Here is a 12,315-nt window from a genome sequence, read left to right on the forward strand (position 1 = left end):
ATTTCGACCAACCCAATAGCAAGGGCGCATATCGCCAGTAGCCGGGGGAAGACATGACAAAACAGGTTGTTGCCAAACTCAGCGAATTGCCGGACAGAAAACCGACCTATGCCCTCGTCGCAGATGTTGACCTTGTGGTTGTTCGCTTCGACGACGACATCTCCGTCTTCTACGGCCGCTGCCTGCATCGCGGCGCGCTCATGTCCGATGGCTATGTCAGCGGTAACAACCTCATCTGCGGCGTTCATTACTGGGATTACCGGCTCGACAGCGGCGTCTCCGAATACAACAACTCCGAGGCCCTGCCGAAATTCAAGAGCTGGGTGGAAGGCGACGATATCCTGGTCGACGAGGACGAGGTCGCCGCCTGGGCCCGGGAGCATCCGCAGCCGTTCAACCGCAACAGCTACCTCGGCCTTTATGCCGACACCAGCCACGGCACCGAGGAAGAACCTTACAACGGCCTGATCCAGCAATACGCTCGCGACGGTCTTAAAAAGACGGGTCATCATGGCCGCGTCGACGCCATGGGCGTGCCGCGCAGCCAGTTGCCCGACTGGGACGATATCCAGATCCTGACGGCCCAACTGCAGAAGTTCCCGCTTCTGGAGGACGAACCGGTCGGCACCGACGTTGTTGTCGGGCCGAACGCGCAGAAACCGCTGAAACTGAAAATCCCGTTGCTGGTTTCCGACATGAGCTTCGGCGCCCTGTCGGAGCCGGCCAAGATTGCCCTTGCCAGAGGCGCAGACCTTGCCGGAACCGGCATCTGCTCTGGCGAAGGCGGCATGCTGCCGGAAGAACAACAGGCCAATTCAAGGTATTTCTATGAACTTGCCTCGGCCCGTTTCGGTTTTGCATGGGACAAGCTCGACAAGGTTCAGGCATTTCACTTCAAGGGTGGCCAGGGGGCCAAGACCGGCACGGGTGGGCATCTGCCCGGTGCCAAGGTCAAGGGCAAGATTGCCGAGGTCCGCGGCTTGAAGGAAGGCGAAGATGCGATCTCGCCGCCCCGCTTTCCGGACTGGACAGATCGATCCCAGATAAAGGATTTCGCCGACGAGGTCCGCACCCGCACCGGCGGCATACCGATCGGTTACAAGCTGTCGGCCCAGCACGTCGAAAAGGATATCGACGCGGCGCTGGAGCTGGGTGTCGACTACATTATCCTTGATGGCCGTGGCGGCGGCACCGGGGCAGCACCGATCATCTTCCGCGACAACATCTCCGTTCCGACCATTCCTGCGCTTGCCCGCGCCCGGAGGCATCTCGACACGTCGGAACGGCCGGACATCACGTTGATCATCACAGGCGGCCTGCGCAAACCGGCCGATTTCATCAAGGCCCTGGCACTCGGTGCCGACGCGGTGGCGCTTTCCAATTCGGCCATGCAGGCCATCGGCTGTATCGCCATGCGAGCCTGCCACACCAACAATTGCCCGGTCGGGATCGCCACCCAGAAACCGCATCTGGTCAATCGGCTGGAAATCGAGAAATCCGCCCGTCAGCTGACCAACTTCTTCGAAGCATCGGTTGAACTGATGCAGGTGATGGCAAGGGCCTGCGGCCATTCTCACCTGAGCCAGTTCACCCTGGAAGACCTGACGACCTGGAAACGGGAAATGGCCGAGCTATCCGGCGTTGCCTATGGCGGCATCGCGTGACCGATCGCGACGTTTAAGGGAGGAAGACCAATGGACGCTCAGGATCTCGACTGGATCAAGGTTGGGCACGTCAAAGACCTGCCCGAAGGCCGGGTGAAAACGGTCACCGCGCGAACAACCTCGATCTGCCTGTCGCATTTCGAAGGCCAGTGGGCGGCGATGGACAATCATTGCCCGCATCAGCGCGGCCCGCTCGGGGAAGGTTCCATCGAGAAGGGGTCGGACGGAAAATGCTGGATCCGTTGCCCCTGGCACGGCTGGGATTTCGATCCGCTGACAGGCACGCCTCCCGGCGGTCACGAAGACAGCGGCCAGAAGCTCTATCCCCTCAGGATCGACGGTGACGAGATCTACATCGGCCTGGACCCGGAGCCGCCCCATGAACGCACGGTGACCGACGTCATGGCCGAAACCATGGTCAACTGGGGCGTCAAGCGTGTCTTCGGCATGGTCGGCCACTCCAACCTCGGTCTTGCAGATGCGATACGCCGTGAGGTCAACAAGGGCGCTTTGGGCTATATCGGAATTCGCCACGAGGGCGCGGCCGCCTTCGCTGCATCCGCCTATGGCAAGCTGACAGGCAAACCGGCAGCTTGCCTCACCATTGCCGGCCCCGGCGCAACCAACCTTCTGACCGGCCTCTGGGACGCCAAGGTCGACCGGTCACCGGTTCTGGCCCTCACCGGCCAGGTGCAGACACAGGTGTTCGGCCCGGGGGCCTTTCAGGACATTGATCTCAAATCCGCGTTCGAAGCTGTCTCGAAGTTTTCCCAGCCGGTACTCAGCACCTCCAACCATGCCGAGCTGATGTCGCTGGCCTTGAAAACCGCGCTGGTGGAACGGGATGTCGCCAATCTCATTTTCCCCGACGACGTCCAGACCAACCCGAGCAGCAGGGAGGCAGGCAAACCCGAAGGCCGCCTCGGTGGAACCGGCATCACGCCCTCCGGCGAAGACCTCGCAAAGGCCGTTGAGATGATCAACGCAGCGAAACGCCCGGTCATTGTGCTTGGCTACGGCGCCAAGGATGTTCGCGACAAGGTCGTCGCGCTTGCCGAAAAGCTCGGCGCTCCGGTCCTGACCACTTTCAAGGGCAAGGGCCTGATCCCGGACACTCACCCGCTGGCGGCTGGTGTTCTTGGCCGCTCCGGGACGCCCATTGCAAGCTGGTTCATGAACGAGGCGGATCTGATCGTCTCGCTCGGATCATCCTTTGCCAACCACACAGGCATCGCCCCCTACAAGACCATCATCCAGGTGGATTTCGAACGCATGCAGCTTGGCAAGTTCCATCCCGTGACCCTGCCTGTCTGGGGCGAGATCGGCACCTTCTGCGAAGCCATTGTCGATCAGGTGCTGAAACCGGCAGATGCCCCCGACCAGGCGAGCGAGCTGGTGGAACGCTGGACAATCTGGCGCGCGGAAAAGGACCTTCGTCTTTCCGAGGACGGCGGCAGGGGCATTCACTCGGCAGCCGTTTTCAAGGCGTTGAGCGATCTGTGCCCACCGGACGCGATCATCCCGGTCGACGTGGGCAACAACACCTATTCCTTCGGTCGGTATTTTGAGCCTTGCGGACAGCGCATCCTGATGTCCGGCTATCTCGGCTCCATCGGCTTCAGCCTGCCCGCGGCCCTGGGCGCCTGGAGCGCGACCCAGGACTTCGAGGAATTCCGGGGCCGCAAGGTAATCTCGATTTCGGGTGACGGAGGTTTTGGTCAATACGCCATGGAGTTCACCACGGCCGTCAAATACGGAATGGATATAACCCATATCCTTTTGAACAATTCCGAGCTCGGCAAGATCTCCAAGGAGCAGCGCTCGGGCGAATGGCCGGTCTGGGAAACGAACCTTACCAACCCGTCCTTCGCCGCTTTCGCGCGCCTGTGCGGTGGTCACGGCCACCGGGTGACCGACCCCGCCGAGCTGAAAGACGCCATCGCCGATGCGATCGCTCACGACGGTCCGTCACTGGTGGAAATCATTACCGATGCGGATCTGGTGTGATGGAAACCGTGACAAGGTCTCAATCGCTCCTTTTACGCGGCAAGGCCACTCGAGCAACACCTCCTCCTCCGTCATCCCATGGCTCGACCATGGGATCCATGCCATTGCGGTTCGACATGACGGACCTCGCTCAAGGCACGGAAACGGCATGGATTGCAGGGTCGAGCCCTGCAATGACGGGGTGAGAAAAGAAGAGAGGCCAACTCGAACCGGAAGAATTGAAGAGACCGTTGGCAACGCTTCGTAATGAGCTAAGCTGACACCAATCACATCCAGACCTGGCGGGGGTCCACTTGCAAACAGCAGCCATTCTGATCGACATCGGAAAATACTATCTCATGGCCGGCGGGCTGGTCGCGGCACTCTTTCTTGTCATCGGCATCGACCGGGTGGAGCCATCCGCACGCGGGTCTCATGTCTTCCGGCCCTTGCTCATTCCAGGTATCTGCCTGATCTGGCCGCTGGTGCTCTATCGCTGGTATGTGCTTGAAAAGCATGGGGAGGCTGGCCGGTGAAACGTGCACATCGCAAGGCGCATGCCCGTATCTGGACCGTCCTCGGCCTGCTCCTGCCGCTGGTCTTCTTCACCATCCTGGCGATGCGCCAGTCGCCGCCCGCGGACAGACCGGCTGTGCTGATTGAAGCTCCGGTGGAAAGCTCCGGGGAGGCAAGCCAATGAGCGTGCAATACACACCGGTGATCTGGAATCGCAACAAGATGGTCTATGATGCCATCCTGCTGATTGCCGTTGCGCTTTATCTTTACATTTTCATTCGTGTCGGGCCGTTCTACGAGGATATCACCCGGCCAATCGACGGTGCCATCCTGAGGATGCGTGCCTTCGGCAGTTGTGCCTTCCTGATGCTGACGGTGATCCTGTGCATCGGGCCGCTGGCCCGGCTCGACCGGCGCTTTTTGCCATTGCTTTACAATCGCCGCCATTTCGGCGTGATGACCGCCGGTATTGCGGCTGTCCACGCCAACTATGTACTTGGCTGGTATTTCAACTTCTCCCCGACCGACAGCTACGTCGCGTTACTGTCGTCCAACACAAGCTACGGGCAGGTGATCGGCTTTCCCTTCGAGGCTTTCGGTATCGCTGCTCTCCTGATCCTGTTCGTACTGGCTGCCACCAGCCATGATTTCTGGCTCAGCTTTCTGGGAGCGCCGATCTGGAAGGCGCTGCACATGTTCATCTATGCCGCCTACGCCTTCGTGGTGTTGCATGTCGCGCTCGGCGCGCTGCAAGGCCCGTCCGATCCCATCTTCACCAGCATGGTTGCGGCAAGCGTTGTCATGGTCTGCGGTCTTCACTTTGCAAGCGGGCGCCTGGAGGCCAATCGGGAAAAGGGCGATGCCACGGCAAAGGCTTCCCTAGAGGAAGCCGGCTGGGTCGTCGCCGGAGAGGTGGACGAAATCGACGACAAATGCGCCAAGGTCGTGACCCTGAGCGAAGAAGAGCGTGTCGCAATCTTCAAGTATGACGGCAAGCTGTCAGCTGTCACCAACGTCTGCGCCCACCAGAACGGTCCGCTTGGCGAGGGCAAGGTGCTGTGGGGCTGCATCACCTGCCCCTGGCACGGATATCAGTACAATCTGGCCGACGGCCGAGCACCCGCGCCCTTCACCGAGAAGATCGCCACCTACAAGCTGAAGCTGGTCGGCTCCACCGTTCTTCTCGATCCCAACGCTCTGCCACCCGGAACCTATGTCGAGCCGGTGGTGATCGGAGGTGCGTCATGAGCTGGAAACAAACCAAGGCGGCGCCGTTTTTCGTCGGCTATCTCAACAAGGTACCGAAGCCGCTGGTGGCCTTTCTCGGGGTCTTCTCCCTGTGTTTTGTCGCGGGACTGGGCCTTGCAGCCTTCGCCCTGTCCACCACCCAGAACGATCCGGGCAGCGGCACGTTTCAGTGGGGCAACAGGTTCGAGCAAACAGGCCTGCTCGAACTTCGGCCCTATCCGGTGTTCCGCATTCCGGCTGATGGCGACACCCCTGCCCGCACCTACATGCTGGCAGGCCAGGGCAAACGCGGTGTCTTTGAACAGGCCGAAGCCAATCGCGAGATGCCGGTGACCTTGCGTGGAGTGCCCGTGAACCGGGGCGATCTGACAATGATCCAGGTGGGACAGGTAGTACCTGCTACGGACGATGCGCCCGGCTTCATCCCATCCGAACCCGTCTCGCTGGGACGCTGGAAACTGACCGGTGAAATCTGCGACGGCAAGTGCTATGCGGGCGCCATGCGCCCGGGCCGGGGCCTTGCGCACAAGGCCTGCGCGGACCTCTGCCTGACCGGCGGCATTCCCCCGGTCTTCGTCTCGTCCGGACCAGTCGAGGGACGCAATTTCTTTCTTCTGGCAGGCAAGGACGGCCAGCTTCTTGGCGAGGCCATCGATCCGCTGCTGGCGCTTTACATTGAGGTCGAAGGTGAGGTCGAACAGCTGGATGACCTGATGGTGTTCAAAGCGGACCTTCTAACCGCCAGGGTGCTGAAATGAGCGACCAGCCGCAAAAGCCTCTCTGGCAGACCATCCTGATCTCGCTGGTGATGACAGCACTCCTCGCCGGGATCGCCTGGGCTGTGTGGACCTACGCCAACAGCAGCGTCCAGGATTTTGCCCCCGGCACGTTGCTGCGCGACCTCCGGTTCTTCGTCGGCCTGCTCGCCGTGTTCCTGGTTTTGAGCATCCTGGACCGGTTCATTGAATTCGTGAAGGCGAAGCTGGGCGGCGGACACTGAGAAAACGGTCAGTATGGCCGTCCCAAAAAGCCAAGTTTGTGCGCCTCAGCCCTTCACCATGTTCCGCAGCAGGCTGTTGAACTTGTCCGGCTCTTCCATGTGCGGCGCGTGGCCCGACGCTTCAAAGCCATGGAAATGGAAATCCGGAACATTGTCCGCGTGCCAGCGATGGACACCCGGGCCGTAAAGCTGGCTGCGCAGACCCGCAACCAGATGAAACGGCACGGGAAAGGCTTTCAAAAGAGGGCGGAAATCCTGCGCTGTGAGTGAGGACCACATCGGCTTCAAGAGCACAGGATCGGCTGCAGCAATCTCTTTGCGGGCTAGCTCCGCAACGCACTCCGGCACGGGCAGGCCTTCGGCGAACAGTCTTCTCGCGATCCGGGCCGGCAGTTTGGCCCAATCCGCCACAATGGCATTCAGGAAATGGTCGTTGAGTTCGGCATTGAGGCCGTTCAGCGTTCCGTTCTGCCAGTCGGGGTCGTTCAGAACCTTCGGCGTCATGTCAATGGCAACGAATTGCGAGATCCGGTCCGCGCCGTGCCGCTCGATCATTGCATAGGAAACCAACGCACCCATCGACCAACCGCAGAGGATTACTTCAGTTAGTTCGCGCTCGGCCAAAGCTGCATGAACCGCATCGGCTGCTGCCTCGATGGTCAATGGCAACCGGCCCGCTGTTTTGCCGTGGCCCGGCAGATCCGGAACAATGCAACGGGCGTCAGTTTTCAGAGCCCCGATCTGGCCTTCGAAGAACCGGCCCGGACAAGACCAGCCGTGGATCAGCACCAGCGGTCTGCCCGTTCCCTCGTCGCGGATATGCAACATATTCCCGCTCACGCACGCCCCGCCCGTAGCCGTCCGACAATGCCCGTCGGGAAAAAATAGACCGACAGAATGAAGAGAACACCCAGCCACAACAGCCAGCGTTCCGGCGCCACCAGCGTCGAGAACACCGGCACCGCGCTGGTTGCTTCTGCAGCAACACCCATCAGGTTCTGCAGATAGGTCTGCGCCAGAATGAACAGGGTTGCCCCGAGCACGGCCCCGTAAAGCGTGCCCATGCCCCCTATCACGACCATCAGCAGAATGTCGATCATGATCTCCATGGACAGCGTTGTTGCCGGGCCGGTGTAGCGCAGCCATATCGCCAGAAGAGAGCCTGCAAGCGCTGCCATGACTGCCGACAGAACGGTGGCCGTGGTGCGATACCAGACCACGCGGTAACCGATCGCCTCCGCCCGGAACGCATTGTCGCGCACCGCCTTCAGCGTGCGGCCGAAGGGGGAATTGACGATGCGCAGCATGACCAGGAACAGGATCGCAGCGGCAAAGAACACCAGGTAATAGGCCAGGATCTTGCCATTGATGCTGACGTCGAACACCTTCGCCTTGATAAGCTTGAAGGCGGGTGTCAGTTCGCGCGGAATCTTGTAGTTGAGCCCGTCCTCACCGCCTGTCAGCCAGGACATCTGCGACACCAGCACGGCAAAGGCGCTTGCGACCGCCAGCGTCACCATGGCGAAGAAGATCGCCTTCACCCGAAGCGAGAACAGCCCGATGGCCAGCGCGAACAGGGCCGCAACCCCGGCACCCGCCGCCGTGCCCCAGATCAGCGAACCGTAGTTCGGCCCGGTGGTCGACAGGGCAAGCGCGGTCCCATAAGCGCCGATGCCGAAGAACATGGTGTGGGCGAAGGAAACGATACCGGCATAACCGAGCAGCAGGTCGTAGCTTGCCACCAGCACGATGAAGATGCAGATCCGCGCGGCCGTCTCCAGCGACTTGGTGCCCGGAAAGAGAAACGGAGCAAAGGCGAGCGAGATCAGCACGATCAGCAATAGCGCCGTCAGAAGGCCGCTACGCGGCGTGTCGCCGGAAAGAAGTCTGGTCAGCATGATCTTGTTCCGTCCCTACTTCGCCTTGACCACCGGATAAAGGCCCTGCGGCCGCCACATCAGCACCACGACCATCAGCGCGATGGTCGAGATCAGCGCTACTTTCGGCGCCAGGAAGGCCGTGTAGTTGGCAAGCAGCCCCACCAGCATGGCGCCGATGAAACAGCCCTCGACCGAGCCGAGGCCGCCGATGATCACCACGATGAACACCAGCACCATGATCTCCGAGCCCATGTGTGCAGTAATCGTTTCCTGATAGAGGCCCCACATGACGCCCCCAAGCCCGGCCAGCGCCGACCCGGTCATGAACACGATCAGGAACAGCCGGCGGATACGGTAGCCGAGCGCTTCCACCATCTCGCCGTTCTCCACCCCGGCGCGCACCAGCAGACCGATCTTGGTGTTCTTCAGGATATGGCGCATGCCGATGAACAGCGCGAGACCGATGCCGACCGCCACCAGGCGATATTTCTCGATGGCTGCTTCGCCGATCACGAGCGATCCCTGCAAGGCTTCCGGGCGGGACATATGCAGCTCGTCCGGCCCCCAGACCACGTAGATCATCTGCTGAGCCACGATCAGCCCGCCCATGGTGACAAGGATCTGCTTCAGATGTTCGCCGTAGACCGGCATCACGATCACCCGCTCGAAGGCAAGACCGAGAAGGCCGGTGACGAGCATGGCCGCAAGGATGGCAATCAGCACGGCGGAGAGATTCATGAAGACGCTTGGCGAAGCCGTCCAGCCGGCCAGCCAGGCCAGAACCGTGAAGCCGACGAAGGCGCCGACGGCAACAAAGGCGCCATGGCCGAAGTTGATCACGTCCATCAGCCCGAAGACCACCGTCAATCCCGACGCCATGATGAAGATCATCATGCCCATGGCCAGCCCGGCCACCGTCAGTGTCAGCCAGCTCGCCGGATTGCCGATGGCAATGAGCCCGACGGCAGCCAGCACCGGCACCAGCAGCACCGGCAGTTTCTGGGCAAGCTGTTCCTTCAGCGGGATTTTCTCGATCCGCGGTTTGATCGCCGTCTCGCTCATTGATGCGCCTCCAGGCTCAGCCCCATGAGTTTTTCCTGCAAGGCGACATCCGCCACCAGTTCGTCCATGCCGCCGGAATGAATGATGTGGCCATCATCCATCACCGCGACCGTGTCGCCGATGCCGGACGCCATGGCGAAATTCTGCTCCACCAGCAGGATGGTGGTATCGGTTTCCTTCAGTTCCTTCAGCGCATCGGTCATCGCCTTGATGATCGCCGGTGCGAGGCCTTTCGTCGGCTCGTCGATCAGGATCAGCCGGCGCGGTTCGATGATCGCCCGCGCTACGGACAGCATCTGCTTCTGACCACCGGACAGCGTTCCCGCGGAGGAATTCCAGAAGCTGCCGATCGGCGGAAACAGCTCCTTGATCCAGGCAAGGCGCTTTTGGTCCATCGGCCCGTTGGCAGCGGCCAGGATCATGTTTTCGGCAACTGTCAGATCGGTGAAGATGCCCATGTCTTCCGGCACGAAGGCAATTCCCCTGCGGGAAATTTCGGGCGTCGACAGTTTGGTGATGACATGATCGCCAAACCGGATATCGCCCTGGCTGGCTGTCCAAAGCCCCATGATGGTGCGTAACGTTGTGGTCTTGCCCGCGCCGTTGCGGCCGAGCAGAACGGTCACCCCACCTTCAGGCACTGCAAGGTCCACACCCTGCAGGATGTGGTAAGGGCCGATATGGGTGTGCACTCCGGAAAGGGTGAGCAGATTTTCCGCCATCACGCAGCCTCCCCGGAGGAAGCCGCTGCCTTGCCGAGATAAGCCTCCTGCACGATCGGCAGGGCAATCACTTCCGAGGGTTCTCCATCGGCCACCAGCGCCCCGTTGTGCAGAACGATGATGCGGTCGGCCAAGGTGCGAATGACATCCATCTTGTGCTCCACCAGCAGGATCGTCCGGTCCATGTCGCTCTTCAATTTCTGAATCAGCTCCAGGATCACCGGCACTTCGTCGACGCTCATGCCGGCGGTCGGCTCGTCGAACATGAGCACCTGCGGACCAAGCGCGATCAGCAGCGCCACCTCCAGCTTGCGCTGGTCACCATGGGGCAGAGCGGACACGGTCTGGTCGGCCTGATCGATCAGCCGAACCTCCGCCAGCACATGGTCTGCCCGCTCCAGAAGTTCCACATGGCTTTCTGCAACAGTGAAGAGATCGAACCCCTTGCGTGCCTTCGCCTGCGCTACAAGCCGCACGTTTTCGCGCACGCTCAGGGTCGGAAAGAGATTGGTCAGCTGGAACGCCCGGCCGATCCCCCTGTCCGTGCGTTCCGGCACCGACAGTTTGGTGATGGTCTCGCCGTTGAGCAGCACAGCCCCGGAGGTCGCTGCCAGCTGACCGGAGATCAGGTTGAAATAGGTGGTCTTGCCCGCGCCGTTCGGCCCAACGATCGCCGTCAGGGTGCCTCGCTCGAAGGCGCAGGAAACGTGATCGACCGCCACATGACCGCCGAAGCGAATGGTCAGGTCCCTCGTTTCCAGAATCGGGTGTTCCTTGGCCACGATGCGCGTTCCCAGGCTTGAATTGTCGCGAAAACTGTATCGGATGAGTGCCCGGCCGGACGGATTTCACACCAACCGGGCAAACTTAACGGTCTTGGGCCACGCGGGCGAAGCTGAAGGCTCCGCCGCGTATTCATTCGGCTTACTGGTTGCGCACCGGGATGTTCATGTCCTCGATTGTCAACTCGCGCACCAGCTCCGGGATGCCCCATTCGACATCCGGGTCGACCTTGATCTTGAAGTGATACATCGACTGCAGAGCCTGGTGATCCTCCGCCCGGAACATCATCTTGCCCTTTGGCGTTTCGAACTCCATGCCTTCCATGGCAGTGATCAGGTCTTCGGTCTCCGTGGACCCGGCCTTGCGGATGGCCTCGACAATAGCAATGCCGGAAGACATACCACCCGCGGTGAAGAAGTCCGGCGGCGCATTGAAGCGCTTCTGGTGTTCGGCCACCAGCCAGTCGTTCACCGGATTCTTCGGGATTTCGTAATAGTAGTAGGTCGCGCCTTCCATGCCCGGCAGTTCCTTGTAGGCCGCCATGGCCGCCAGGATGTTGCCGCCCGTGGCGATTTCGACACCAAAGCGCTCCGGCTCCATTGCCTTGATCTTGCTGATCGGATTGCCGCCACCGGCCCAGATCACGAACAGGAACTTGCGGCCCGGCTCATCCTTCAGGGCATCAAAGACGCGCTGCGCGTTGGCTGTGAAATCCTTGGTATCGGTCGGCGCATATTCCTCGAACACCAATTTGGCACCCGTGCCTTCCAGCGCTTCCTTGAAGGCGGCGACGCCGTCACGGCCGAAGGCATAGTCCTGTGCAAGCGTCGCGATGGAGACGCCTTCCTGCCCCAGTGCGACGGCGTTGGCGATCGCGTCCTGGGACGAGTTCCGCGCGGTGCGGAAGATGTAGCGGTTCCAGTTCTCGCCGGTGATGCTGTCGGCAACCGCCGGCTCCACCAGAAGCACCTTCTCGTATTCTTCGGCGACCGGCAGCATGGCCAGCGCAACGCCGGAGGAGACGGGGCCGACGGCGATATCGACTTCATCGTCACCATAGGCTTCCGCCAGCGCAGCCTTGCCGATATCCGGCTTCAGCTGGGTGTCCTTCTCGATGACCACGATCTTGCGGCCGTCGATTTCCATGGTGCCGTCGGTGGCATATTCGAGACCCATCATCAGGCCGGTATGCGACTGTTTCGCATAGGCCTCCAGGGCACCGGTCTTGCCGTAAACATGGGCGATCTTGATATCGTCGGCCTGGGCACCGGCAATCCCGGCAGCCGCCACGCTGATGCCAGCCAAAAGCGGCACGGCCCAGCGGAAAACGCGTTTCGTCATGAATTCTCCTCCCGTTGCGCGAAAGGCCGGCAAACCTGCCCGGCCGCTCCCACGGCCTCCACAGGGTAACATCATCGCCTGACGCTGGAATATATGACACATGAATCAGTATT

The 12,315-nt window shown here is 61.0% G+C and carries 13 protein-coding genes; 7 read left to right on the top strand and 6 right to left on the bottom strand.

Annotated features, from left to right (window positions below; genetic code table 11):
* The first annotated feature begins 53 nt into the window (after window positions 1-53).
* From HCG46_RS06375 to HCG46_RS06405, 7 genes are all read left to right on the top strand, one after another.
* Window positions 54-1,664, top strand: a complete 1,611-nt coding sequence (locus tag HCG46_RS06375) for a glutamate synthase-related protein (protein ID WP_168685198.1) — start codon at window positions 54-56, stop codon at window positions 1,662-1,664.
* A 30-nt stretch (window positions 1,665-1,694) separates the two neighbouring features.
* Window positions 1,695-3,671, top strand: coding sequence for a thiamine pyrophosphate-binding protein (locus tag HCG46_RS06380; protein WP_168685207.1), 1,977 nt, complete (start codon window positions 1,695-1,697; stop codon window positions 3,669-3,671).
* A 293-nt stretch (window positions 3,672-3,964) separates the two neighbouring features.
* Window positions 3,965-4,186: a hypothetical protein gene (locus HCG46_RS06385; RefSeq protein WP_062487206.1), complete on the top strand. Its 222-nt coding sequence runs from the start codon at window positions 3,965-3,967 to the stop codon at window positions 4,184-4,186.
* Window positions 4,183-4,350 (top strand): hypothetical protein, encoded by a 168-nt coding sequence (locus tag HCG46_RS06390; protein WP_167579551.1) that lies wholly within the window; start codon window positions 4,183-4,185, stop codon window positions 4,348-4,350. The genes HCG46_RS06385 and HCG46_RS06390 overlap by 4 nt, the downstream gene beginning before the upstream one ends.
* On the top strand, window positions 4,347-5,414 hold the full coding sequence (locus HCG46_RS06395) for a Rieske 2Fe-2S domain-containing protein (protein WP_168685216.1): 1,068 nt from the start codon (window positions 4,347-4,349) through the stop codon (window positions 5,412-5,414). The genes HCG46_RS06390 and HCG46_RS06395 overlap by 4 nt, the downstream gene beginning before the upstream one ends.
* Window positions 5,411-6,172 (top strand): hypothetical protein, encoded by a 762-nt coding sequence (locus HCG46_RS06400; RefSeq protein WP_168685218.1) that lies wholly within the window; start codon window positions 5,411-5,413, stop codon window positions 6,170-6,172. The genes HCG46_RS06395 and HCG46_RS06400 overlap by 4 nt, the downstream gene beginning before the upstream one ends.
* Window positions 6,169-6,414 (top strand): hypothetical protein, encoded by a 246-nt coding sequence (locus HCG46_RS06405; protein WP_023003030.1) that lies wholly within the window; start codon window positions 6,169-6,171, stop codon window positions 6,412-6,414. The genes HCG46_RS06400 and HCG46_RS06405 overlap by 4 nt, the downstream gene beginning before the upstream one ends.
* A gap of 45 nt (window positions 6,415-6,459) precedes the next feature.
* On the opposite strand, the gene HCG46_RS06410 is transcribed toward HCG46_RS06405, so the two are convergent.
* From HCG46_RS06410 to HCG46_RS06435, 6 genes are all read right to left on the bottom strand, one after another.
* Entirely contained in the window at window positions 6,460-7,242 is a 783-nt protein-coding gene (locus tag HCG46_RS06410; RefSeq protein WP_055656796.1) for an alpha/beta hydrolase, read from the bottom strand.
* 8 nt (window positions 7,243-7,250) lie between these two features.
* Window positions 7,251-8,312: a branched-chain amino acid ABC transporter permease gene (locus HCG46_RS06415; protein ID WP_023003028.1), complete on the bottom strand. Its 1,062-nt coding sequence runs from the start codon at window positions 8,310-8,312 to the stop codon at window positions 7,251-7,253.
* A 15-nt stretch (window positions 8,313-8,327) separates the two neighbouring features.
* Window positions 8,328-9,356, bottom strand: a complete 1,029-nt coding sequence (locus tag HCG46_RS06420; RefSeq protein ID WP_023003027.1) for a branched-chain amino acid ABC transporter permease — start codon at window positions 9,354-9,356, stop codon at window positions 8,328-8,330.
* The gene (locus HCG46_RS06425; RefSeq protein ID WP_168685220.1) at window positions 9,353-10,078 is read right to left on the bottom strand and encodes an ABC transporter ATP-binding protein; all 726 of its coding nucleotides are present in this window, start codon (window positions 10,076-10,078) and stop codon (window positions 9,353-9,355) included. Before HCG46_RS06425 ends, HCG46_RS06420 begins: the two co-directional genes overlap by 4 nt.
* Entirely contained in the window at window positions 10,078-10,863 is a 786-nt protein-coding gene (locus tag HCG46_RS06430; RefSeq protein WP_168685633.1) for an ABC transporter ATP-binding protein, read from the bottom strand. The genes HCG46_RS06425 and HCG46_RS06430 overlap by 1 nt, the downstream gene beginning before the upstream one ends.
* Window positions 10,864-11,002: 139 nt before the next feature.
* Window positions 11,003-12,202 carry a substrate-binding domain-containing protein gene (locus HCG46_RS06435; RefSeq protein ID WP_023003024.1) on the bottom strand — a complete coding sequence of 400 codons (1,200 nt, stop codon included), beginning with the start codon at window positions 12,200-12,202 and terminating at the stop codon, window positions 11,003-11,005.
* Window positions 12,203-12,315: the final 113 nt, after the last annotated feature.

The organism is Labrenzia sp. PO1 (assembly GCF_012273635.1).
GTDB classification, from domain to species: domain Bacteria; phylum Pseudomonadota; class Alphaproteobacteria; order Rhizobiales; family Stappiaceae; genus Roseibium; species Roseibium algicola.